General features: G+C 69.2%; 19 protein-coding genes. 6 read left to right on the top strand and 13 right to left on the bottom strand.

The features are described 5' to 3' along the window. Positions 1-23: 23 nt before the first annotated feature. The 4 genes from AC3A6R_RS07875 to AC3A6R_RS07890 are packed head-to-tail and all read right to left on the bottom strand — an operon-like array spanning position 24 to position 3,224. A complete protein-coding gene (locus AC3A6R_RS07875; RefSeq protein WP_487859584.1) occupies positions 24-1,067 on the bottom strand; it encodes a S49 family peptidase in 1,044 nt (347 codons plus the stop codon). 1 nt (position 1,068) lies between these two features. After that, the gene (locus AC3A6R_RS07880; RefSeq protein WP_487859583.1) at positions 1,069-1,443 is read right to left on the bottom strand and encodes a Rieske (2Fe-2S) protein; all 375 of its coding nucleotides are present in this window, start codon (positions 1,441-1,443) and stop codon (positions 1,069-1,071) included. Positions 1,444-1,474: 31 nt separating this feature from the next. Next, the gene (locus AC3A6R_RS07885) at positions 1,475-2,149 is read right to left on the bottom strand and encodes an HAD family hydrolase (RefSeq protein ID WP_487859582.1); all 675 of its coding nucleotides are present in this window, start codon (positions 2,147-2,149) and stop codon (positions 1,475-1,477) included. Further along, entirely contained in the window at positions 2,142-3,224 is a 1,083-nt protein-coding gene (locus AC3A6R_RS07890; protein ID WP_487859581.1) for an RluA family pseudouridine synthase, read from the bottom strand. The genes AC3A6R_RS07885 and AC3A6R_RS07890 overlap by 8 nt, the downstream gene beginning before the upstream one ends. A gap of 559 nt (positions 3,225-3,783) precedes the next feature. Here AC3A6R_RS07890 and AC3A6R_RS07895 point away from each other — a divergent pair. Next, positions 3,784-7,038: an Rne/Rng family ribonuclease gene (locus tag AC3A6R_RS07895; protein WP_487864194.1), complete on the top strand. Its 3,255-nt coding sequence runs from the start codon at positions 3,784-3,786 to the stop codon at positions 7,036-7,038. Between the two features lie 100 nt (positions 7,039-7,138). On the opposite strand, the gene AC3A6R_RS07900 is transcribed toward AC3A6R_RS07895, so the two are convergent. Genes AC3A6R_RS07900 through hemC form a run of 4 tightly spaced genes read right to left on the bottom strand, consistent with a single transcriptional unit; the run spans position 7,139 to position 11,178 of the window. Beyond that, positions 7,139-8,428 (bottom strand): heme biosynthesis HemY N-terminal domain-containing protein, encoded by a 1,290-nt coding sequence (locus tag AC3A6R_RS07900; RefSeq protein ID WP_487864195.1) that lies wholly within the window; start codon positions 8,426-8,428, stop codon positions 7,139-7,141. Beyond that, positions 8,428-9,531 (bottom strand): uroporphyrinogen-III C-methyltransferase, encoded by a 1,104-nt coding sequence (locus AC3A6R_RS07905; protein ID WP_487864196.1) that lies wholly within the window; start codon positions 9,529-9,531, stop codon positions 8,428-8,430. Before AC3A6R_RS07905 ends, AC3A6R_RS07900 begins: the two co-directional genes overlap by 1 nt. After that, positions 9,528-10,307 (bottom strand): uroporphyrinogen-III synthase, encoded by a 780-nt coding sequence (locus AC3A6R_RS07910; protein WP_487859577.1) that lies wholly within the window; start codon positions 10,305-10,307, stop codon positions 9,528-9,530. Before AC3A6R_RS07910 ends, AC3A6R_RS07905 begins: the two co-directional genes overlap by 4 nt. 7 nt (positions 10,308-10,314) lie before the next feature. After that, complete coding sequence (gene hemC, locus AC3A6R_RS07915) at positions 10,315-11,178, bottom strand: hydroxymethylbilane synthase (protein WP_487864379.1); 864 nt, start codon at positions 11,176-11,178, stop codon at positions 10,315-10,317. Between the two features lie 145 nt (positions 11,179-11,323). Here hemC and ppc point away from each other — a divergent pair, with 145 nt between their 5' ends. The 5 genes from ppc to AC3A6R_RS07940 all read left to right on the top strand — a co-directional run bounded on the left by ppc (position 11,324) and on the right by AC3A6R_RS07940 (position 19,162). Next, positions 11,324-14,191, top strand: a complete 2,868-nt coding sequence (ppc, locus tag AC3A6R_RS07920) for a phosphoenolpyruvate carboxylase (protein ID WP_487864197.1) — start codon at positions 11,324-11,326, stop codon at positions 14,189-14,191. A gap of 247 nt (positions 14,192-14,438) precedes the next feature. Further along, positions 14,439-15,932 (top strand): NCS1 family nucleobase:cation symporter-1, encoded by a 1,494-nt coding sequence (locus AC3A6R_RS07925; protein ID WP_487859574.1) that lies wholly within the window; start codon positions 14,439-14,441, stop codon positions 15,930-15,932. A gap of 32 nt (positions 15,933-15,964) precedes the next feature. Beyond that, positions 15,965-16,702, top strand: coding sequence for an aspartate/glutamate racemase family protein (locus AC3A6R_RS07930; RefSeq protein WP_487864380.1), 738 nt, complete (start codon positions 15,965-15,967; stop codon positions 16,700-16,702). A gap of 49 nt (positions 16,703-16,751) precedes the next feature. Beyond that, positions 16,752-17,507: a GntR family transcriptional regulator gene (locus tag AC3A6R_RS07935; RefSeq protein ID WP_487864198.1), complete on the top strand. Its 756-nt coding sequence runs from the start codon at positions 16,752-16,754 to the stop codon at positions 17,505-17,507. A gap of 158 nt (positions 17,508-17,665) precedes the next feature. Beyond that, positions 17,666-19,162 carry a nucleobase:cation symporter-2 family protein gene (locus AC3A6R_RS07940; protein ID WP_487864199.1) on the top strand — a complete coding sequence of 499 codons (1,497 nt, stop codon included), beginning with the start codon at positions 17,666-17,668 and terminating at the stop codon, positions 19,160-19,162. 28 nt (positions 19,163-19,190) lie between these two features. On the opposite strand, the gene AC3A6R_RS07945 is transcribed toward AC3A6R_RS07940, so the two are convergent. The 5 genes from AC3A6R_RS07945 to AC3A6R_RS07965 are packed head-to-tail and all read right to left on the bottom strand — an operon-like array spanning position 19,191 to position 24,366. Then, entirely contained in the window at positions 19,191-20,048 is an 858-nt protein-coding gene (locus tag AC3A6R_RS07945) for an aldo/keto reductase (RefSeq protein ID WP_487864200.1), read from the bottom strand. 10 nt (positions 20,049-20,058) lie between these two features. Further along, positions 20,059-20,343, bottom strand: a complete 285-nt coding sequence (locus AC3A6R_RS07950) for a DUF3325 family protein (RefSeq protein ID WP_487864201.1) — start codon at positions 20,341-20,343, stop codon at positions 20,059-20,061. Continuing rightward, positions 20,340-21,962, bottom strand: coding sequence for a PepSY-associated TM helix domain-containing protein (locus AC3A6R_RS07955; protein ID WP_487864202.1), 1,623 nt, complete (start codon positions 21,960-21,962; stop codon positions 20,340-20,342). Before AC3A6R_RS07955 ends, AC3A6R_RS07950 begins: the two co-directional genes overlap by 4 nt. 6 nt (positions 21,963-21,968) lie before the next feature. Next, the gene (locus tag AC3A6R_RS07960; RefSeq protein ID WP_487859568.1) at positions 21,969-22,259 is read right to left on the bottom strand and encodes a DUF3649 domain-containing protein; all 291 of its coding nucleotides are present in this window, start codon (positions 22,257-22,259) and stop codon (positions 21,969-21,971) included. Between the two features lie 19 nt (positions 22,260-22,278). Beyond that, a complete protein-coding gene (locus AC3A6R_RS07965) occupies positions 22,279-24,366 on the bottom strand; it encodes a TonB-dependent receptor (RefSeq protein WP_487864203.1) in 2,088 nt (695 codons plus the stop codon). Positions 24,367-24,422: the final 56 nt, after the last annotated feature.

The following is a 24,422-nucleotide window of genomic DNA, read 5'->3' on the forward strand; positions in this document are numbered from 1 at the left end:
GCGCCGGGCAGCCGCTGCCGATCTCAGCGCAGCGCCGGCGAGGCGGACTGCAGCGAGCGGACGGTGGCGGCGCCCATGGCGGCGCCGAATTTCTTCGCGAGCTTCTCGGCCACGTTGTCACGCCGCGTGTAGTCGGTGACCTCCTCGGCCTTGATGACTTCGCGCGCCACGAAGTCGACGTTGCCCAGCTGGTCGGCCAAGCCGAACTCGACGGCCTTCTCGCCGCTCCAGAACAGACCGCTGAAGAGCCCCGGCGTGTCGAGCTTGAGCCGGTCGCCGCGCCCGGTCTTCACCACATTGATGAACTGTGTGTGAATCTGGTCGAGCATCGCCTGGGCATGGGCACGCTGCGCGTCGTTCATGGGGCTGAACGGATCGAGGAAGCCCTTGTTCTCGCCGGCCGTGAGCAAGCGGCGCTCGACGCCGACCTTGTCCATCACGCCCGTGAAGCCGAAGCCGTCCATCAGCACGCCGATGCTGCCGACGATGCTGGCCTTGTCGACGAAGATCTTGTCGGTGGCTGCCGCGATGTAGTACGCCGCCGAGGCACAGGTTTCCTCGACCACGGCATAGACCGGCTTCTTGTGCTTGGCCTTCAGGCGCTTGATCTCGTCGCTGATGATGCCGGCCTGCACCGGGCTGCCGCCGGGCGAATTGATGAGCAGCACGATGCCCTTGGCACCCTGGTCCTCGAAGGCCGTCTTCAACGCGGCGATCACGAACTCGGCGCTCGCATCGCTGCCGTTGGCGATCTCGCCCTTGACCTCAACCACCGCCGTGTGCGCCGTGCTCGTGGCGGTGCTCGGCGCGCTGCGCGACATGGCCAGCCAGACCAGGAAGATGAAGAAGGCGAGCCACGACAGGCGCACGAAGGTCTTCCAGCGGCGCGCTGCCTTCTGTTCGTTCAGCGATGCGAAGGCGAGTTTTTCGAGCGTTGCACGCTCCCAGCCGGGGCGTTGCGTGGGATCTTTGGCCATGTTTCTCGGTGCGCCCTGCGAGGGCGCCAAAGGGGTCGCCGGCTCGAAGGGTTCGAAGCCTTCGGGTTCCGTGCGGTTCGAGTCGGTCATTTCAGAATGTCAGGGGATGGAGGTTCCAGGCAGTATGCCAGTGGACCACGCCGTGGCTTTCGCTCAGGGCGATCTTCACGAGGCCGCCGCGGCACGGGCCGCCCGCGCATTCGCCCGTGTCGGGCCGGTAGACCGCGCCGTGCGTGGCGCACAGCAGCCACTGGCCCGAATCGTCGAAGAAGCGGTCGGGCTGGAAGTCCATTTCCATCGCCACATGGCTGCACCGGTTCAGGTAGGCGTGCGGCTGCCCTTCGAAGCGCACCGCGAAGGCCCGGCAGGTCTCACCGCCATAGACCACGTCGAAGGGAACGGCGCGGCCGCCTTCGACCAGGTCGGACGCGTTGCACAGGGGAATGCGCTGTTCTTCGCTCGTCATCGCGCGATTGTCAGGCGGTCGCAGGCGGTCGTCAGGCGTTCTCGAGCAGCCAGGCCTCGAGGCTGGCCACCGAGTGGGCCACGAACAACGGCTTCAGTTCGTCGAAGCTCCCGGGCTCGTGCGCGCCGTAGCTCACGCCCACGCTCGCGCAGCCGGCATTGAGCGCGAGCTGCAGGTCGTGCGTGGTGTCGCCGATCATCAGCGTGCGCTCCGCCGGCACTTCGAGCTCCTCCATCAGTTCGAGCAGCATCCGCGGATGGGGCTTGCCGAAGGTCTCATCGGCGGTGCGCGAGCCGTCGAAGCGCTCGCGCAGCGCCACCGACCGGAGCGCCTCGTTGAGGCCGCGGCGCGATTTGCCCGTGGCCACAGCCAGCTTGTGGCCGCGCGCGCGCAGCGCATCGAGCATCTGCAGCACGCCGTCGAACAGCACGAGGTCGTCCTGGTGCTGCAGGTAGTGGTAGCGGTAGCGGGCACCGAGCTCGGGGTATTTCTCCTTCGGCACGTCGGGTGCCGCGCGCGCGAGCGCCTCGGCCAGGCCCAGGCCGATCACCCAGGCAGCGTCGTTCTCGCTCGGCTTCGCGCCGCCGACGTCGACCACCGCGGCCTGGATGCAGCGCACGATGAGCCGCGTGGAGTCATAGAGGGTGCCGTCCCAGTCGAAGGCAATCAGGTCGAAACGCAAGGGTCGGGTAGTGGGGTCAGTCATGGGCCGTGGGAAGGGGATGTTGGGCCAGCGCCTCGAGGGCGGGCGGCGGTATCAGGGTATGCAGTTCGGGCGGCAGGTCGGCCTGCAGCGCCACGCGCTCGCCGGTCACGGGATGGTTGAATTGCAGTCGCCAGGCATGCAGGAACATGCGCCGCAGCCCCAGCCGCTGGAGTGCGCGCTGGCGGTCCGAGTCGCCGTACTTGTCGTCGCCCGCGATCGGGTGGCCGGCCGAGGCCAGGTGCACCCGGATCTGGTGCGTGCGGCCGGTCTTGATGGTGACTGCGAGCAGCGACAACGGCGCGGCCTCGCCCGCCAGCGTGAGCCGCGCAAGCACGCGCACCAGCGTCACCGCGTGCATCGCGTCGGGGTGGTCCTTGGCGACCACGCGCACGCGGCGTTCGCCGGCGCCCGCAACGTCGCCCGGCAGCAGGAACCGCGCAAGCGGTGCATCGAGCACCTTGCGGTTCGCCGGCCAGGTTCCTTCGACCAGCGCCAGATAGGTCTTGCCGGTCTCGCGTTCGCGGAACTGGTCTTGCAGCGCCACCAGCGCGCTGCGCTTCTTGGCCACGAGCAGGATGCCCGAGGTTTCGCGGTCGAGCCGGTGCACCAGTTCGAGGAATTTCGCGCCGGGCCGGGCGGTCCGCAGCTGTTCGATCACGCCGAAGCTCACGCCGCTGCCGCCATGCACCGCCACGCCGGCGGGCTTGTCGATGGCGAGCACGGCATCGTCCTCGAGCAGCACCGGGAACTCGCGCGCGGGCGCCGGCGGCGTGGCGCCCTCCTCGGCGCGCGCCGAGATCCGCACCGGCGGCAGCCGCAGCACGTCGCCGGCCTCGATGCGCGTCTCGGCCTGCACGCGTCCCTTGTTGATGCGCACCTCGCCCGACCGGATGATCCGGTAGACATGCGTCTTGGGAACGCCCTTCAGGTGGCGGAAAAGGAAGTTGTCGAGCCGCTGTCCGGCGGATTCGGCGTCCACAGTAATGAATTTGATGGACGCGCCGGGCGCGCCGCCTTCATTTCCCGCGATTTGGGGCGCCGCGGGGCTGTGCTTCGCACCTATAATGTTTTTCACCAGCGCGGTCGTGTAAGTGCTTGATTAGACAGAAGTTTAGACCACTGCGGTCAAGCACCCACTACAACGCTGCGAGGTCGATGCCGCTTTGGCGCCGAGACTGCAAACCCCGCGCAAGCGCGCAAAGTGGCAGGCCCTGCACCCAAGTCAAGCCGACACCCACGAAACACCGATACGGAATACCCAGCCTGCAGCTTCCGAGCTGCAGGCGGATCGAAGCGAGCCCCTTGTGTTGATGCTGCTGATTCGACTGTGCCTGCGCTGGCCGACCTGGCTTCTGCCAGCGGCCTCCGGCATGGAATCATCCGCGCCGCGCGCCACCATTGCGCACCCTGCCATCGAAAAGATGGCCGCTCAACACCGAATCTGGCTCGCGCCCATCCACGCGCCCCCACCCCGGCTGTCCTCCTGAGCTGACGCTCGAGAGGCTTGTCCGCGCCTGCGCGGCACAGCACAGCATCCGGGGCCAAGCGGCAATTCCCCTCGTTTCGCGGGCGTCGTCCGTGCATCGTTGGCCCGTCATGGGCCGGTAGAACGATACATAGAAGGACAACGCATCATGAAGCGGATGCTGATCAATGCCACGCAGGCCGAAGAACGCCGCCTGGCCATCGTCGACGGGCAAAAGCTCCTCGACTACGAGATCGAGATCGAAGGGCGCGAACAGCGCAAGGGCAACATCTACAAGGCCGTCGTGACGCGCGTCGAGCCGTCGCTCGAAGCCTGTTTCGTCGACTACGGCGAAGACCGCCACGGCTTCCTGCCGTTCAAGGAAATCTCCAAGCAGTACTTTGCCGAAGGCGTTTCCGCCAGCCAGGCGCGCATCCAGGACGTCATCAAGGAAGGCCAGGAACTGACCGTCCAGGTCGAGAAGGAAGAACGCGGCAACAAGGGCGCGGCCCTCACCACCTTCATCTCGCTGGCCGGCCGCTATGTCGTGCTGATGCCGAACAACCCGCGTGGCGGGGGCGTTTCGCGCCGCATCGAAGGCGACGACCGCGCCGAGCTCAAGGAGGCGATGGACCAGCTCGAGTACCCGAAGGGCATGAGCATCATCGCGCGCACCGCTGGCATCGGCCGCTCGGCGCCCGAACTCCAGTGGGACCTGAACTACCTGCTCAAGCTCTGGACCGCCATCGACGGCGCGGGCAAGGGCGGCAAGGGCGCCTTCCTGATCTACCAGGAATCCTCGCTCGTCATCCGCGCCATCCGTGACTACTTCAATCACGACATCGGCGACATCTTGATCGACACCGACGACATCTACGAGCAAGCGCAGCAGTTCATGGCGCACGTCATGCCCGAGCATGCCGCCCGCGTGAAGCGCTACCGCGACGATGCGGCGCTGTTCAGCCGCTTCCAGATCGAGCACCAGATCGAGTCGGCCTATGCCCGCACCGTGCAGCTGCCCTCGGGCGGCGCCATCGTGATCGACCACACCGAAGCGCTCGTGTCGGTCGACGTGAACTCGGCCCGCGCCATCAAGGGCGGCGACATCGAGGAAACCGCCACGCGCACCAACCTCGAAGCCGCCGACGAAGTGGCCCGCCAGATGCGCCTGCGCGACCTCGGTGGCCTGATCGTCATCGACTTCATCGACATGGACGAGTCGAAGAACCGCCGCGAAGTCGAAAGCCGCCTGCGCGATGCGCTGCGGCAAGACCGCGCCCGCGTGCAGTTCGGCTCGATCAGCAAGTTCGGCCTGATGGAAATGAGCCGCCAGCGCCTGAAGCCGGCGCTGTCGGAGGGCTCGTCGATCCCCTGCCCCCGCTGCGGCGGCTCGGGCCACATCCGCGATACCGAATCCAGCGCGCTGCAGATCCTGCGCATCATTCAGGAAGAGTGCCTGAAGGACAACACGGCCGCCGTGCACGTGCAGGTGCCGGTCGAAGTGGCCTCGTTCCTGCTGAACGAAAAGCGCCCCGAGATCGCGAAGATCGAGCTCAAGCAGCGCGTCACCGTGCTCATGGTGCCGAACAAGACGCTCGAAACGCCGAACTACAAGCTCGAGCGCCTGAAGCACGACGACCCGCGCCTCGACCACATCGAAGCCAGCTACAAGATGGCCGACGAGGTCGAGGACCCGACCTCGGTCACCCGCCGCTCGCAGGAGCCGACCAACAAGCAGACGCCGGTCATCAAGGGCGTGCTGCCCGACGCACCGGCGCCCGTGGCGGTGCCCCGGCCCGAACCGGTGCGCCCCCCCGTGGCCGTGGCCCCGGCACCGGTTGCACCGCCAGTCGTGAGCGCACCGGCACCGGCCGAAACCGGCTTCTTCGCACGCCTCAAGGGCTGGTTCTCGGGCACGCCGGCGCCAGCGCCCGCACCGAGCACCATGATCCCGGTCGAGCCCCCGAAGCCCACCCGGCGTGACGGCGGCCGCACCGGCCGCGATGGCGAGGCGCGCGGCGCCCGCGGCGACGGCGAACAGCGCCGCGGTGGCCGCACCGGCGAGAACGGTGGCCGCTCGGGCGGGCGCGATGGCGAACGCCGCGGTGGACGCGGTGGCGAGCGCCGCGAAGGACGCGAACAGCGCGAGGCACGCGGCAACGGCAGCGAACTCCGCAACGACGCCGCCGCCCAACCGCGCGAGCAGCGTGAACCCCGCGAACCGCGTGAGGCCCGTGCCCCGCGCGAGGGCGAGCAGCGCCGCGGTGGCCGTGGCGAACGCCGCGACGGCGAAGGCCGCGGTGCCCGCGCGGCATCGGGCGATCCGATCGACAACACCAACCTCGAAGCCCAGCAGCTCGCGCCCAACGGTGAGGCCGGCGACGAAGGCAACACCACGGCCGAGCGCGCACCCCGCGCCCGGGGCGGTGAACGTGGCGAACGCCGTGAACGCGGCGAGCGCGGTGAACGTGGCGAGCGCGGTGGTGAACGCACCGAGCGCGGCGAGCAACAGCCGCAGCGCAACGACACCGAGATGGCGCGCGAATCCACCGACGGCGACAACGCCGCCGCACCGCAGGACGGCGTACAGCCCGAACGCGCACCGCGCAGCGGCCGCGACGAGCGTGGCCCGCGTGGCGAGCGCGGCGAAGGCCGCCGCGGCGAGCGCCGTGGCGATGGCCAGCCGCGCTTCGGCAGCGACAGCGAAGCAGCCGCCACGCCGGACGATGCCGAGCGCGGTGCAGCCGAGCCGGCTGAACTCGCAGCCGGCACCGAAGGCGAAGCGCCGCGTCGCGATGGCGAAGAGCGCCGTGGTCGTTCGCGTGACCGCTACGGCCGCGATCGACGCGAACGCGCCCCGCGCGACGAGAGCGAAGCCAGGCCATCGGCCGACGGCGCTGCCGTTGCAGAGGCCGGCGAGGCCATGCCTGCTGCGCAGGTGCCGGCCGAGCGCGCTGTCGCCGAAGACGCACCGGCACGACGCAGCTACTTCGACCGCCCCGCGGAAGCGGCTGCGGCCGAAGCAGCGGCAACGGTTCCTGCGCCCGCACCGGCACCAGCCCCCGCGCCAGTGGCTGCGGTGGCTGCACCCGCGCCCGTCGCAAGCCTCGCACCGAGCCAGCCCGCTGCCAGCGGCCGGGCGCTGCCGAAGGTCCAACCCTTCCAGCTGCCGCTCGACGAACTGGCGCAGGTCGCCGAAAAGTCGGGTCTGCAATGGGTGAACTCCGACGCCGAGCGCATCGCGCAGGCGCACGCCGCCATGGCGGCCGAGCCGAAGCCGGTGCACGTGCCGCGCGAACGTCCGCCGGCCGTCGTGCTCGACGAAGGTCCGCTGGTGCTGGTCGAAACCCGCCGCGATCTCGGCGCAATGAGCCTGCCGTTCGAGAAGGCAGCGGCATCCTCCGACGCGCAAAACGTGAACTGACGCAGCAGCGAGCAAGCCACCGGGTCGCGAGGCCCGGTGGCCAACAACGAAAAACGGCGCCGATGAGGCGCCGTTTTTTTTGGGCTCTCTCGTTTCCCGCTCAGGCCTTGTCGGTCTGCCCCTGCGCAGCGCGCTTCCAGGCCGCCGCCGCCTGCGCTTCGTCGCCGCGCGCTTCTGCCAGCTCGGCGATGGCGAGCCAGGCGCGGCGGTAGAGGTCCGCGTCCTGCAGGGTCTGGCCGGCCTGCGTGAGCAGCTGCTGCGCCTTGCCCCAGAGCTGGTGCTTCATGCAGGCCATGCCCGCGAGGTACTGCAGGTTCGGGTCGCGTGGATTGTTGCGTTGGGCCGATTCGATGCGCGCCAGCCATTCGGGATCGACCGAATCGAAGCCGGCCTCGAGCGCCCGCGCGAGCTTGACGCGCAACGCGTCGCCCAGGCCGTGCGGTTGCGCGACCATGCGCTCCCAGGCCGGCAGCAGCCAGCCGCGCGCCACCGACAGGTCGCCGCGCAACGCCACCATGCGCTGGGCGGCATGGATCGCGATCTCGGGCATCTCGCGCTCGGCCGGCTCGAGTTCCGACCATGCGCGCAGCAGTTGGGCCGGATCGTGCGCGCCCGAGAGCAGGTCGGTGGCCAGGCCGCGCACGATGCTGCGCGCCGCGGCTTCCGAGAAGGCCCGGTGCTTGGCGAGCAGGCGTGCAGTTTCGAGGGCCTCGAGCGAGCGCCCTTCCTGGCGCGCCGCCTTGAGGCGGATGCGCAGCGCGAGCGTGCGCCGCTGAACGCCCTGGGGCAGCTCTTCAAGACGCGCAAGCGCGGCCGCCGGATCACGGTCTTCGAGCGCCCAGCGGGCGGCGCGCAACTGCACGCCTTCGCGCGTCTCGGGGCTCGCGAGCAGGGTGCGATCGGTACTTTCGTTGAGCGCCTGCTGCAGGTGCGCATCGCGTGCGGGCCGGTCCTGCAATGCCTGCGCGCTTTCGGCCGCGAGCAGATGGGCGAGCACGCGCACCTGCTGCGCCTGCGGCAGGTGCGCGTCGAGTGCCGCGAGCGTCTTCTCCTGCACCAGCGCGGCCTGCGCGGCCTTGCGCGCGCGTGAGAAACGCCCAGAGATCAGTTGCACCATCGCGTCGAGCACGGCCGCATGCAGCGTGCGTTCCTTCTGCTGCAGCCGCCACTGCCGCGCCTGCGTCGGCAGCGAGAACAACGCCGCGAGGCCGCGCAATGCCAGGTGAAGCAATGCGAAGACCGCGAACAGGATCAGCAGCACCAGATTGAGCGAAAGATCGACCCGCCAGGGCGGCCAGAACACCGTGATCGTGCCCTGGTTGTTGCCCGCGAACAGGGCCACCGCTGCCGCGATGGCGAACAGGCCGAGGAGCCAGAGCGCCGCTCTCATCAGCGCCCCGCTGCGGCGGTTGCGAGCGCGGCCAGCGTTTCGTCGATGCGCGGCGGCTCGGTGGCCTTCACCTGGGTCTGGAGCTGCTGCAGCAGCGTGGCCGCCGCCTGCGTGCGCCGCGAGGCGGGATCGAAATAGCGGTTCAGCGCGCTGGCGACCACCGCGAGTTCGCTGCGCGCGGTGTCCATTTGCCGCGACAGCAGCGAGAGCCGCGCATTGAGCAGCTTGAGCTTGAGGTTCTCACGCAGGAAGTAGGTCTGGTCGGGCGCCAGCAGCACGGCTTCGGGCCGCTCGATGCGGCCCACGCGCACCAGCGAGCGGAGTTCGGCGCGCACGGTCAACAGCGCCTTTTCCCACCAGGGCGCGTCGGCCGGAATGGGTTCGGGCTGCCAGGCGTTGAGGCCGCTGCCGCGCATGGCGACGGCGTTCAGCGGCGGCAGGTCGTCCACGCCGCGCATCAGCTCGTCGATGCGCCGCAGCGCTTCACCGTTGTCGGCGCTCGCGCTGCTGCGCAGGCGATCGGCATCGCGCTGCATGGCGCGCTGCAGCGGCGCGAGCCGGGGCTGCGCTGCGCGCGCGATGCGCAGGTCGCCGGACTTCATCACCGCCAGCAGCGGCTCCACGCTGCCCGTGACCTGGGCCTGCTGCAAGGCCAGGCGGATGGCCGATTCGATGTCCACCACGAGGTTCTCGTCGCGCGAGCGCGAGAGGCTCTGCATCAGTTCCTCGAGTTGCGAGCGCTGGAGCGCGACTTCGGCCACCCGCGTCTCGGTGAGGGCTGCGCGGGCCGCGGTGTCGCGCACCGTGTCCATGGCCTGGCGCGCGAGCGTGCGCGCCTCGAGCGACTGGGCCTGCGCTTCGGCGCTCTGGCGAGCCAATTGCTCCTGCATGCCGCTGACCCGCTGCCACAGCGCGATGGCGATCACCAGCGCAGCCAGGGCCACGAACGCCAGCAGGCCGAGGGCGATGCGCGAAAGCGTTCTTGCCGCTGCGGCCAACGACTCCGGCGTCTGCGACATCGACACCGGGGCCGGCAACGGCGCGGCCGCATCGGCGGCGGACGGCGAGGGGGAGAAGTCGTCGGGCGGGGACGCAGCACTCATGAGAACGATTCTATCGACGCGATCAACGCCTCTCGCAGGGGCGCGCACACGCGCACGGCGCCGAAGCCCGCGGCGCGCGCCGCATCACCGATGCGTTCGTGCGTGGCCACCGCGCGGGCCTCGTCCCATGGGATGCCGGGCATGGCATGGCACAGGTTGCGGATCGCCTCGGAGCTGCTGAAGAGCCAGATGGCGCCGCCCGCGGCGGCTTCGCGCGCGAGTGCACGCGCCGTGTCGTCGAAACTGGGCGCGAGCCGCCGGTAGGCGACCACCGTGTCGCGCAGGCCGCCGGCGGCGTCGATCTCCTTCGCGAGCCAGTCGCGCCCGCTCGGCGCCCCGGCCGCGTCGCCGCCGCGCACGATCAGCACGCGCACGCCGTCACCGACCTGGGTCTTCACAAGGGACCAGAGCGCCTCGGAATCGAAGCGTTCCGCATCGGTAGGCGGCGCGTCGATGGCATGGTCGGGCACACCGGCCCGCTGCAGCGCACGCGTGGTGCCGGGGCCGGTGGCCCAGAAGCGCAGGCCGGGCGGCAAGCCGGGCACGCCCTCGCCCGCGTGGGCGAAGAAATGTTCGACGGCCGTGGCGCTCACGAACATCAGTGCGGCATAGCCGGACAGGCGCTTCCACGCGGCGTGCAACGGGGCGGTGTCGAGCGCGGGTTCGATCACGATCAGCGGCAGCGCCTCGGCCCGAAGCCCGGCGGCACGCAAGAGGTCGACCCATTGCGCGGCCTCGCGCGCGGGCCGCGTCACGATGACGGGCTTCGCGGCCATCGGACGCTCAGCGCGCGCCGGCCTGGCGCAGCAGCGCGGCCGCGCGTTCGCCCACCGTGCCGGCCTGCGCAAGATCGGCCACCGGCGCTTCGGCCTGCACGCGCACCAGCGCGGCACGCCCCTCGGGGTCGCCCCAGGCCGCATCGACGCGCAGCGCGCCATCGGGCTGCCAGCGCGCATGGGCCGCCAGCGGCATCGAGCAGCTGCCGCCCATGGCGCGGCTCACGGCGCGCTCGGCGGCGGTGGCGAGCCAGTCGCGCGGATGCGACAGCGTGCCGAGCAACGCGATCAGCTCGGCACGGTCGGCACGCACCTCGATGCCGAGGGCGCCCTGCCCCGCGGCCGGAAGCATGGTGTCGGGCTCGAATGCGACGCGGATGCGGCTTTCGAGCCCGAGGCGCTTGAGCCCGGCCGCCGCAAGCACGATCGCGTCGTACTGGCCTTCGTCGAGCTTGCGCAGGCGGGTGTCGAGGTTGCCGCGCAGCGGCTCGATGCGCAGGTCGGGTCGCAGCGCCCGCAGCAGCACGACGCGGCGCAGGCTCGAGGTGCCGACCACAGCGCCCTGCGGCAGCGCATCGAGCGAGGCGTAGTGCGGCGACACCAGCGCATCGCGCGGGTCTTCGCGCTCCAGCACGCCGGCCAGCACAAAGCCTTCGGGCAGGTCCATCGGCACGTCCTTCAGCGAATGGACCGCGATGTCGGCGCGGCCTTCCTCGAGCGCGAGCTCGAGCTCCTTCACGAAGAGCCCCTTGCCGCCCACCTTGCTGAGCGACTTGTCGAGGATCTGGTCGCCGCGTGTGGTCATGCCCAGCAGGGTGACCGTCTGGCCCCGCGCCTGGAGCAGTTGTTGCACGTGTTCGGCCTGCCACATGGCCAGCCGGCTTTCGCGCGTGGCGATCACGATAGGGCTCAAGATCGCTCCCAAAAAAGTACGAGTTCGGACGGCCGGAATGCTAGCATGTTGCGCCGCAGCAACGCAGGCGGCGTCTTCTTTCACGTCCAGGAAAAAGCATCGAATGAAAGCCAGCAAGACCCCTGCGCCCGCCAAGCGCCGGCAAGCCGAAGACCAGCCCCTGATCGACGACATCCGGCTGTTGGGCCGGATCCTCGGCGACGTGATCCGCGAGCAGGAAGGGCAGGAGACCTATGCCCTGGTCGAGAAGATCCGCACGCTCTCGGTGGCGTTCCGCCGCGATGCCGACCATGCCGCCGACCGCGCGCTCAAAAGCCTGCTCAAGGGCCTCAGTGCCGCCGAGACGGTGCGCGTGATCCGCGCCTTCACGTACTTCAGCCATCTTGCGAACCTGGCCGAAGATCGGCACCAGATCCGCCGCCGCACCGAAGCGGAACGTGCCGGTGAGAGCGCCGACGGCGACCTGCAGACCGCGCTGGCGCGCATCCGCAAGGCCGGCGTGAAGCCCGAGCAGATCGTCGCCTCTCTGGCCCACAGCTACGTGTCGCCGGTGCTGACCGCGCACCCGACCGAGGTACAGCGCAAGAGCATCCTCGACGCCGAGCGCGCGATCGCGCAGCTGCTAACGGCGCGCGACGAGATCAAGCTGCGCCAGGGCGCCTATGCCGGCGCGAAGGACGCGCTGACGCCGATCGAATTCGCCGAGAACGAAACGCAGATGCGCACCCGCGTCACGCAGCTGTGGCAGACGCGCCTGCTTCGCTTCTCCAAGCTCACCGTGGCCGACGAGATCGAGAACGCGCTGAGCTACTACGAGGCCACCTTCCTGCGCGAGATCCCGCGCGTCTACGCCGACCTCGAGAAAGCCCTGGGCCAGGGCGGCATCACGCCCTCGGTGGCGACCTTCCTGCGCATGGGCCAATGGATCGGCGGCGACCGCGACGGCAATCCCAACGTGACGGCCGATACGCTCGAATACGCGCTGCGCCGCCAGGCCGAGCTGGCGCTGCGCCACTACCTCACCGAAGTGCACTACCTGGGTGGCGAGCTTTCGCTGTCGGCCACGCTGGTCGACGTGTCGGTCGAGATGCAGGCGCTGGCCGAACGCTCGCCCGACACGAGCGAGCACCGCATGGACGAGCCCTACCGCCGCGCGCTCACCGGCGTGTACGCGCGCCTCGCGGCAACGCTGCGCGAACTCACGGGCGGCGAGGCCGCGCGGCATGCGGTGCCGCCGCAGAACCCCTACGCCGCGGCGGAGGAGTTCCTGGCCGACCTGCGCACCGTCGAGGAGTCGCTCGGCGAGAAGCACGGCAGCGTGCTTGCCGCGCCGCGCCTGCGGCCGCTGATCCGCGCGGTGGAGGTGTTCGGCTTCCATCTGGCCACCGTCGACCTGCGCCAGAGTTCCGACAAGCACGAGGCCGTGGTCGCCGAGCTGCTGGCCACCGCACGCATCGCGCCGGCGTATGTGTCGCTGACCGAAGAGGCCAAGCAGAAACTGCTGCTCGAACTGCTCGACGACGCGCGCCCATTGCGCGTGCCCGATGCCGAGTACTCGCCGCTCGCCACCAGCGAGCTCGCGATCTTCGCGGCCGCGCGCACGGCCCGCGCGCGCTACGGCGCGGCGGCCATCCGCCACTACATCATCAGCCACACCGAGACGGTGAGCGACCTGCTCGAGGCCCTGCTGCTGCAGAAGGAAGTCGGCCTGCTTCGCGGCAGCCTGAGCGACAACGCGGTCTGCGACCTGATCGTCGTGCCGCTGTTCGAGACCATCGAAGACCTGCGCAACGCCGCGCCGATCGTGCGCGCGTTCTATGCCCTGCCCGGCATCGCCGAACTCGTCGAGCGCTCGGGCGGCGAGCAGGACGTGATGCTCGGCTACAGCGATAGCAACAAGGACGGCGGCATCTTCACGAGCAACTGGGAGCTCTACCGCGCGGGCACCGCGCTGGTGGCGCTGTTCGACGAGCTCAACGACAAGAAGAAGAAGGCTTCGGCGAGCAGCGGGCGCCCGCCGATCCGCCTGCGCATGTTCCATGGCCGCGGCGGCACGGTGGGACGCGGCGGCGGCCCGAGCTACCAGGCGATCCTCGCGCAGCCGCCCGGCACGGTACGCGGGCAGATCCGGCTCACCGAGCAGGGCGAGGTGATCGGCTCCAAGTACGCGAACCGCGAGATCGGCCGGCGCAACCTCGAGACGCTGGTGGCCGCCACGCTCGAGGCCACGCTGCTGCCGCAGGGCAAATCCGCGCCCGCCACCTTCATGTCGGCCGCGGCGGAGCTTTCGAGCGCGAGCATGGCGGCCTACCGCAAGCTGGTCTACGAGACGCCGGGCTTCGGCGACTACTTCTTCGGCTCGACGCCGATCCGCGAGATCGCCGAACTCAACATCGGCTCGCGCCCCGCCTCGCGCAACCCGAGCCACAAGATCGACGACCTGCGCGCCGTGCCGTGGAGCTTCAGCTGGGGCCAGTGCCGGCTCACGATCCCGGGCTGGTTCGGCTTCGGCGCGGGCGTCGAACAGTTCCTCGCGGCAGCCGCCACGCCGGCGGCCCGCAAGGAGCGCATTGCGGTGCTGCGGCGCATGTATGCGCAGTGGCCGTTCTTCCGCACCCTGCTGTCGAACATGGACATGGTGCTGGCCAAGAGCGACCTCGCGCTGGCCTCGCGATATGCCGAGCTCGTGACCGACCGCAAGCTGCGCCAGAAGGTGTTCGCGATGATCGATGCCGAATGGCACCGCACCTCGGATGCGCTCACGCTGATCACCGGCGCGAAGCAGCGGCTCGAAGGCAATGCCGAGATGCAGCGCTCGGTGCGCCACCGCTTCCCCTACATCGACCCGTTGCACCACCTGCAGGTCGAACTGATGCGCCGCTACCGCGCGGGCGACGGCGGCGAACGGCTGCAGCGCGGCATCCACATCTCGATCAACGGCGTGGCCGCCGGCCTGCGCAACACGGGCTGAGCCCCGACGCCGCGCGCGGCAGCACGCGGCGGCCCCTCCCTCTTCTTGTCCTGCTCCCGCGCCCCCGCGGGCGGCGGGCGCACGCCCGTGGGCCGATCCGTTGACAGTTCTCAGGGAATGTACGGATATATGAATTCTCGGATGACCTTGATTGCATCCTGTTTTTGTATACAAATAACGAACTCAAAGCGGGCGCAAATTTGCGTCGCAACTGGCTTCCCAACCACCCACTCCAAGAGGTAAGACCATGAGCACAGTCGCCAGCGAGGCCCCGATCGGGTCCGGCAGCACCGGGCCGCACGCCGAATCGAACGCCCTCATCAAGCCCGGCTACCACCCGCGCCTGACCAACGAGGACCTCGCGCCTCTGAAGAAGCAGACTTGGGGCCAGTACAACATCTTCGCGTTCTGGATGTCCGACGTGCACAGCGTGGGCGGCTACATCACGGCCGGCAGCCTGTTCGCGCTCGGGCTGTCGAGCTGGCAGGTGCTGGTGTCGCTGCTCGTGGGCATCGTGATCGTGCAGGTGTTCTGCAACCTGGTGGCCAAGCCCAGCCAGGTGACCGGCGTGCCCTACCCCGTGGTGTGCCGCGCGTCGTTCGGCGTGCTCGGCGCCAACATTCCGGCGATCATCCGCGGCTTGATCGCGGTGGCCTGGTACGGCGTGCAGACCTATCTCGCATCGGCGGCCTTCATGGTGCTGGCGCTGCACATGTTCCCCAACCTCGCACCGTATGCGGACGTGGCCCAGCACGGTTTCGTGGGCCTCTCGGCGCTGGGCTGGCTGGCGTTCATGGTCATGTGGGTGCTGCAGGCGCTCGTGTTCTGGCACGGCATGGAAGCCATCCGCCGGTTCATCGACTGGGCCGGCCCGGCGGTGTACGTGGTGATGGCCATCCTCTGCGGCTGGCTGGTGTGGAAGGCCGGCTGGCAGAACATCGACCTGAATCTCGGCGGCATCAAGTTCCAGGGCTGGGACGCACTGCCGGTGATGCTCTCGGCCACCGCGCTGGTAGTGAGCTACTTCAGCGGCCCGATGCTCAACTTCGGCGACTTCTCGCGCTACGGCAAGAGCTTCGAGGCGGTGAAGAAGGGCAACTTCTGGGGCCTGCCGATCAACTTCGTGTTCTTCTCGTTGCTGACCGTGATCACCACGGCGGCCACGCTGCCGGTCTTCGGCGAACTCATCACCGACCCGGTGCACACGGTCGGCAGGATCGACAGCACCACCGCCGTGGTGCTGGGCGCGGTGACCTTCATGATCGCCACCATCGGCATCAACATCGTGGCCAACTTCGTCTCGCCGGCCTTCGACTTTTCGAACGTGGCGCCGCAGCACATCAGCTGGCGCACCGGCGGCATGATCGCTGCGGTGGGCTCGGTGTTCCTCACGCCCTGGAACCTCTACAACAGCCCCGAGGTCATCCACTACACGCTCGACGTGCTCGGCTCCTTCATCGGCCCGCTGTTCGGCATCCTGATTGCCGACTACTACATCGTGCGCAAGCAGCGCATCGACGTGGACGCGCTCTACACCATGAGCGAGAAGGGCGAGTACTGGTACAGCGGCGGCTACAACCCGAAGGCCATCCAGGCGATGATCCCGTCCGCGCTCGTGCCGATCCTGTGCGTGATGGTGCCGACGCTGCGCGGTGCGGCCAACTACGCCTGGTTCATCGGCATGGCGCTCGGTTTCGTCATCTACGTCCTGCTGAATCGCAACACCATCAAAGCCCGTTGACCCCACGCACCGAAGAAAAGGAAGGCCGCCACGTGCGCATCAAGATCATCAACCCCAACACCACCTGGAGCATGACCGAGAAGATCGGTGCCTGCGCCCGCGCGGTAGCGCACGCCGGCACCGAGATCGTGGCCGTCAGCCCCGCGATGGGACCGGTCTCGATCGAGAGCCACTACGACGAGGCGCTGGCCGTGCCGGGCCTGCTGCAGGAGATCGCGGCCGGCGAGCGCGACGGCATCGACGGCTACGTGATCGCCTGCTTCGGCGATCCGGGCCTGAAGGCCGCGCGCGAACTGGCGCGCGGGCCGGTGGTCGGCATCGCCGAAGCCGCGATGCACCTCGCGAGCATGGTCGCCAGCCGCTTCAGCGTGGTGACCACGCTCGGGCGCACCATGGGCCAGGCCTGGCACCTCGCCGAGATCTATGGCATGGAACGCTTCTGCGCCAACGTGCGCGCCTGCGAGCTGCCGGTGCTCGAGCTCGAGGAGCCCGGCTCCAACGCGCGCGAGCGCATCGTCGATGAATGCCGGCGCGCGCTCGACGAAGACGGCTCCGACTGCATCGTGCTCGGCTGCGCCGGCATGACCGACCTGTGCGAGCACATCGCCGGGCTGCTGGGCGTGCCGGTGATCGACGGCGTGGCCGCAGGCACCAAGCTCATCGAATCGCTCGTCACGCTGAAGCTCGAGACCAGCAAGCGCGGCGAGCTCGCGCGGCCACTGCCCAAGACCATGATGGGCGCGCTCGAAGGCTTCACGCTGCGCGGGTGATGCAAGCTGGTGCAGGCGAAGGCACCGAACGCTGAGCCACAATCTCCGCATGCCCCGCGCCAGCTCCAAAACCCCTGCTCTTCCCGAAACGATCGCCGCACCCGCCGAAAGCGGCGCGGCTGCCGACAGGGGAAGCTCCATCGAGAGCATCGCCCAGGACATCGCCACCGCCATCGTCGAGAAGCGCCTGCCGCCCGGCACGTGGCTGCGCGAAGAAGCGCTGGGCCGCGTCTACTCGGTGAGCCGTACCAAGGTGCGGGCGGCGCTCTTGATGCTGTCGAAAGACAAGCTGATCGAGATGATCCCCGACAAGGGCGCCTTCGTCTCGCAGCCCACGGTGCAGGAGGCGCGCGAGGTGTTCGCGGTGCGCCGCATCCTCGAGAGCGAAGTGGTCCGCCTCTTCATCGCGAATGCGCGGCCGCGCGACTACCAGGTGCTTGAGCAGCACATCAAGTTCGAGCGCACGGCGCTGCGCCAGAGCCCCGCCATGGGCACGGTGCGCGAGAAGGTGCTGGGCGACTTTCACGTGGCGCTGGCCGAAGCCACGGGCAACCACACGCTGACGGAACTGGTGCGCGAACTGGTGGCGCGCAGCTCGCTGATCGCGATGCTGTATCACTCGTCGAACGATCCGCACTGCTCGTCGGACGAGCATTCGGACTTTCTTCGCATCTGCCGCAAGGGCGATGTCGAAGGCGCTGTGGCCTGCATGACCGAGCACCTCGAACGCATCGAAGCGAGCCTTGAGCTGGGCACCGACAAGCCCGACCGCCAGCTCGACCTGGTGAAGGCCCTGCTCGCCTAGGAGCACCGGAACAGCCCGACACCATTGCGCGCTGCGATGCGGGTTTTCCTGCATCCGTATCGCCGCATAAATTGTATACAGTTTCGCGTACACACTTTGTGGACGCCGCGACGCGCCGTCTGCGCCTTTTCTCCCCTTGCTGCGCCAGGAGATACACGATGACGGCCGAGACCTCTTCCACTGTTTCAACAGTTCATCCGGTGGACCAGCGCCTGCCCGCAGGCAAGCTCACGGCGCTGGGCCTGCAGCATGTGCTGGTGATGTACGCGGGCGCCGTGGCCGTGCCGCTGATCGTCGGCCGTGCGCTCAAGCTCTCGCCCGACGAGGTAGCCCTGCTGATCTCAGCCGACCTGTTCTGCTGCGGCATCGCCACGCTGATCCAGGCGCTCGGTGCCACGCAGTGGTTCGGCATCCGGCTGCCGGTGATGATGGGCGTGACCTTCGCCTCGGTCGCGCCGATGGTGGCCATCGCCAATGCCAATCCGGGACAGAGCGGCGCGCAGCTGCTGTTCGGCGCGATCATCGGTGCGGGCATCATCTCGATCCTGATCGCGCCCTTCGTGAGCCGCATGCTGCGCTTCTTTCCGCCGGTGGTCACGGGCACGATCATCGCGGTGATCGGCATCAGCCTGATGCGCGTGGGCATCAACTGGATCTTCGGCAACCCGGTCGGGCCCACCGCGCCCGCGCTGGTCGATCCGGTGTACGCCAAGTGGCTCGCGCAGGTCACCTCGCCCGGCAGCTCGATCCCCGAAGTGCCCAAGGGCTTCGCGATCATGCCGACGGTGCCCAACCCGCGCTACGCCGACCTGCCGGGCCTCGGCGTGGCGGCACTGGTGCTGGTGTCGATTCTTCTGATCGTGAAGTACGCCAGGGGCTTCGTCGCGAACATCTCGGTGCTGCTGGGCATCGTGATCGGCGCGGTGGTGGCCACGGCCACGGGCCTCATGACCTACGAGAAGGTCGGCAAGGCCGCGTGGTTCGACCTGGTGCTGCCGTTCCACTTCGGCATGCCGCAGTTCGATCCGATCCTGATCCTCACGATGACGCTGATCATGATCGTGGTGATGATCGAATCGACCGGCATGTTCCTCGCGCTCGGCGAGATGACCGAACGCAAGATCTCCCAGAAGGACCTGGCCAAGGGCCTGCGCACCGACGGCCTGGGCACGCTGATCGGCGGCGTGTTCAACACCTTTCCCTACACCAGCTTCTCGCAGAACGTGGGCCTGGTGGCAGTCACGGGCATCAAGAGCCGCTACGTCTGCGTGGCGGGCGGCGTGATCCTGGTCGTGCTCGGGCTGCTGCCCAAGATGGCGGCGCTGGTCGAATCTCTGCCCACCGTGGTGCTCGGCGGCGCGGGCCTGGTGATGTTCGGCATGGTGGCGGCCACGGGCATCCGCATCCTTTCGGGCGTGGACTTCAAGCACAACCGCCACAACGCGATGATCGTCGCGGTCTCGATCGGCGTCGGCATGATTCCGCTGATCGCGCCCAACTTCAAGCAATGGATGCCGCATGCCATTCACTCGCTGGTCGAGTCGGGCATTTTGCTGGCGTCGATCGCGGCGGTGCTGCTGAACCTGTTCCTCAACGGCGCGAAGCACGACGAAGAGGCGGTCATCGCGGCTGCAAAGCACGCGGACGCGCACTGACCGCCGAACGTAGCCACCGCGCGCTGGTTCAGATCATCGCCAGCGGCCGCTTGCGTGATGGCGGCGGATGCAGCCGGTCCAGTTCGGCGAGCACCTCGGCATCGAGCACGAGGTCGGCGGCCGCGAGGTTGTCGCGCAGGTGGGCACTGCGCACTGCCTTCGGGATGGCGGCCACGCCCGGCCGGGCGATGACGGCCGCCAGCGCGAGCTGCGCCGCCGTGACGTTCAGGCGCGCCGCGAGTTCGGCCAGGGCCTTGTCGCCGGCCCGCGCGCCCTGGTCGATCGGGCTGTAGGCCATCAACGGCATGCCGCGCTCGCGCAGCCAGGGCAGCAGGTCGAACTCGGGACCGCGCTCGCCGAGCGACAGGTAGACCTGGTTGGCCGCGCAGGGCGGGCCGCCGCGCACCAGCGGCGCGAGTTCCTGCATGTCCTCGGTGTCGAGGTTGCTCACGCCCCAGCGCACGATGCGCCCGCTGGCCACGAGCGACTGCATCGCCTCCACGGTCTCGGCCAGCGGATGGCTGCCGCGCCAGTGCAGCAGGTACAGGTCGATCGTGTCCAGGCCCAGCCGCTGCAGGCTGCGCGCGCAAGCCTCGGGCGTGCCGCGCCGGCTCGCGTTGTGCGGATACACCTTGCTCACGATGAAGAGCTCGTCGCGCCGCACCTCGTTGGCGCGCAGCGACTCGGCAAGGGCCTGCCCCAGCACGGTCTCGGCGCCGCCTTCGCCGTACATCTCGGCGGTGTCGATCAGGCGCCAGCCCATCGCGATGGCCTCGCGCACCGCGGCCACCTCGGCTGCACGCCGGCTCGCCACCTCACCCATGCGCCAGGTGCCCAGGCCCAGCACCGGCATCTCGCCACCGCCCGGAAGTGAAAGTGTTCGCATCCGGCCAATGCTAGCGCCGGCCCCGCTTCCGCGCTACGGCGACAAGACCGATGTACACGAGACCCGCGGCCAGGCTGGTGTGGCCGCTGTACGCAACGAGGCCCAGGCCCCAGCCCCACTGCCCGACGGCTGCCGCAAGGCACACGGCGAGCAGGGCCCAGCCCGCGGCCCGAAGCGCGCGCGTGGCGCTGGCCGACAGCGCGCCCCCGAGCAGTTCGTCCTGCTGGCGTTCGGTGGCGAGCGCCAGCGCCGCGAAGCCGGCCGCACTCGACAGCAGCATCAGCACGTGGGTCATGCGGGATCGCCGATGCGCTGGTCCGCGCGAGGTGTCGCGGAACGCCTGCCGGCGGGCGCGCGCCCGCGATGGCGCGCGGTACGCACGGCCAGCGCGGCATGCAGCGCTGCCAATACCCAGAGCGCCAGGTCGATGCCCGCGAACACCCAGTCGCCGTCGGCAAGGCTCTGCCACAACGGCCGGTCGGTGGTGAATGCGCCGAGCACCGGCAGCAGCGCGAGCGCTGCGGCCCCGGTCCAGAGCTGCTCGGTCCAGGCACGCTTCGCAGGGCGCAGCAGCGCATGCAGCAGCGCAACACCCCAGACGATGAAGAACACATGCACTTCCCAATCGCCGCGCCGCTCAAGCTGCACCGGCAGCAGCCGGTTGGCCCAGAGGAAGCCCGCCATGGCGACGGACAGCCCCGCAATGGATGCGATGTTCAGCCGTTCGACCAGCCAGAAGCCGAAATGCGGCCGGGCCGGATCGGCGAGCTTCGCGCGGCGCTTGACGGTCCACATGACGAGTCCGGTGCCCACCATGGCGGTGCCAGCGAGGCTGACGATGAAGTAGAGCCAGCGCAATTCGAGGTCGCTGAACCGCCCCAGGTGCAGCGCATACAGAACCCCGCGCGTTTCGGCAGCGGGGCCTACCCGGTCGCGCGCCTCGAGCAGCTTGCCCGTGGTGCCTTCGAACAGCATGGCCTGCGGGCTCATCGACACGCGGCCTGCGTCGCCGCGGGACACGGCCACGCGCGACGCGGCATCGCCGGGGTGCGTGATGGCGACACGGCCCACGTTGCCCGCCCCCCAGGCGGCCTGCGCCTGGCGCACCATGGCGTCGACCGGCGCCAGGGGCGCCGCGTTGCCGCTGGGCTTGCCGGGCGGGACGAAGGCGCGGAGTTCGGCCGACAGCTGCTGCCGCTCGGCCGGGGTCTTGATCGCCGCCTGCTGGCCCCACGGCATATACATCGCCATCAGCGTGACGAGCCCCGTGTACGTGATCATCAAGTGGAAAGGCAGCCCGAACACCGAGAGCGCGTTGTGCGCATCGAGCCAAGAGCGCTGTCCCTTGCCCCAGCGGAAAGTGAAGAAGTCGATAAAGATCTTCTTGTGCGTGATGACGCCGCTCACGATGGCCACGAGCATGAACATCGCGGCCAGCCCCGCGAGCCAGCGGCCCCACGGCACCGGCATGTAGTGAAACTGGAAGTGGAAGCGGTAGAAGAAGTCGCCGCCTTTCGTCTCGCGCGCCGCGATCCGCGCGCCGGTCGCGGGGTCGAGGTGCGCTTCGGTGAAACCGCGCCTGCCGGGTTCGCGCTGCGCGTTGCGCCAGAACACGTCGACGCTGTTGTTGCGCGCATCGGGCATGCGCATGCTCCATTGCGGGCTGCCGGGCGCGGCGACGGCCAGCGCATCGGCGACGCGCTGCGCCACCGCGGCGGCATCGGGCACCTGGGCCTGGTGCGGCAGCTCAGGCCGCATCCACTGCGAGAGTTCGTCCTTGAAGTAGCTCACTGTTCCGGTGAGGAACATCGCGTAGAGCACCCAGCCGAGCAGCAGGCCGACCCAGATGTGCAGGTCGGACATCGTCTGGCGGATGCCTGGGGCTTTCTGCGGCGTGAGGGATTCGTTCGACATGGCGGCTCAGGGCGCAGGGCTTGCGGACCAGACCGTCCATGCAGGAACCGACAGCAAGGCGGTGGCCACCAGCAGGCCCGCCCAGGCACGGCGCGCGCTGCGCACCGCGAACACCCAGACCACCGCCGCCGTGTAGACGATGAAGCTCAGCAGCATGCCCGCGAGCACCCCCTGTGGCTGGCTCACGGGCAGCGCGACGGTGGCCACGCTCGCGAGCGCGGCCACCGCGTAGCCGCCGAACACGGCGGCCACGATGCGCGAGATCAACGGACCGACGCCGCGGACTCCCCAGCGCATTGCACTCACCGTCCTTGCGTCAGAAGTCGATCGACGCCGACAGCATCAGCGTGCGCGGCGCGCCAACCGTAACGTAGGTGCTGGTGACCCAGTAGTTCTTGTCGAACACGTTCTCCAGGTTGGCGCGGAAGATCACAGGCTTGTTCGCCACCTTGGTCGCATAGCGCGCGCCGATGTCCAGCCGCGTCCACGCGGGAACGCGCAGCACGTTGGCGGCGTCGGCGTACACCGACGAGGTGTGGATCACGCGGCCGTTCAGGCTCAACGCCGGCACGCCGGGCAGGTCCCAGTCGAGCCCCAGATTGAAGGTGCGGTCGGGCACGCCGGCGGCGTCGTTGCCCTGGTTGACACCGCCCGCCGTGCGCGTGAGCTTGGCGTCGTTGAAGGCCGCGCTGGCCATCACGCGCAGGCCGCGCTGGATTTCGCCGTAGGCCGTGAGCTCCAGGCCGCGGTTGCGCTGCTCGCCGCCGAAGCTGTAGACGTTGGTGACCGGATCGGTCAGGCTGCTCGGCCGGGTGATCTGGTAGACGGCGGCCTGGGTGGTCAATTGGCCCCAGTCGATCTTCACGCCGGCCTCGTACTGCTTCGACTTCTGCGGCGCGAAGGTCTCGCCGACGTTGGCGGTGCCCGGTCCGGCCGTGCCGCCGCGCGTGAGGCCGGCGGTGTAGTTGGTGTAGAGCGAGACGTTGCTCACCGGCTTGAAGACCAGGCCCGCGAGCGGCGTGACCGAACTCGCCTTGTAGCGGCTCGTCGAGGCGCCGGTGGTCTGCGAGAAGTTCTCCTGCTCGATGGTCTGGTCGCGCAGCCCCAGCGTGACCAGGACGCGGTCGTTGGCGAACGACATCGTGTCGGCCAGCACCACGCTGGTCTGCTTCAGTTCGCTCGACTTGACCGGCGCCGTGCGCGGCACCGTCACGGGGGGCAGCGGCGCGGGGAAGTACAGGCTCGACGGGTTCGTGCGGGCCGACTGCGCGTAGAAGTAGCCCGATTCCTGGTCGAGCAGGTTCACGCCGAGCGCGAGCGTGTGGCCCACGCTGCCGGTCTTGAAGCGCGTGCGCACGCCGGCATCGGCCGCGGTGCTCTTGCTGTCGAAGTCGTAGTAGGCGTTCGAGACGTTGAAGTTGCCGAGCGCGTTGGGGCGGCCGCTCGGGAACACCTGCATGTAGTCGAAGTCGGTGTAGCCGACGCTGCCGTAGACGGTCGTGCTGTCGTTGATGTCGTATTCGGCGCGCGAGATCACCGTCTTCACGTTGTCTTCCAGCCGCGTGCCCGGATAGAAGTTCAGGCGCGCCGGCGGCGGCTCGGGAATCTGCGTGATGCCGGCCGCAAAGCTGGTCTGCGGGCGGAACTCGCGCGTGTCGCCCTTGCTGGCCATCGCGTCGAGCGACCAGCGCAGCCGCGTGCCCAGGTAGTCCAGGCCCAGCGAGCCGAGGCCGAGTTCCTGCTTGCCGTCGTCGATGTTGCCTTCGCCGCCGCGCAGCACGCCGTTGAAGCGCACGCCCCACTGGTTCTCTTCGCCGAAACGGCGGCCCACGTCGAGGTGCGTGCCGAACTGGGCGCGGCTCATGTAGGTGGTGGTCAGGCGCGTGAGCGGCACGTCGGCCGCGCGCTTGGTCACCACGTTGATGCTGCCGCCGACGCTGCCGGTGGGCGCCACGCCGTTGGCCAGCGCGCCCGGTCCCTTGAGCACCTCGACGCGCTCGATCATCTCGAGCGGCACGCGCGTCGTGGGCGTCAGCCCGAACAAACCGTTGATGCCGATGTCGCCGTTGGGCACGGTGAAGCCGCGGATCTGGAAGTCGTCGCCGAAGCCGCCGCGCGAGGTGAGCGGCCGCACCGACGCGTCGTTCATCACCACGTCGGCCACGCTCAGCGCCTGCTGGTTCTGGATCAGCTCGGCCGTGTAGTTGGTGGTGCTGAACGGCACGCTCATCAGGTCGGTGATGCCCAGGATGCCCAGGCTGCCACCGCGCGCGAACTGGCCGCCCGAATAGGTCTTCTGCAGCCCGCCAATGGCCTCGGCCTCGCCGAACACCGTCACTTCATGCAGTTGCTGCGAGCCCGTGGGCGCCGGGGTCTGCGCGGCGGCGCTGGCGGCGGCCAGCAAGAGCGAAGCGCCAAGCCCCTGGCGCAGGAGACGAACCACAGGCGTGAGGGCGAAGC

The organism is Variovorax sp. Soil_C_19, from assembly GCF_057657255.1.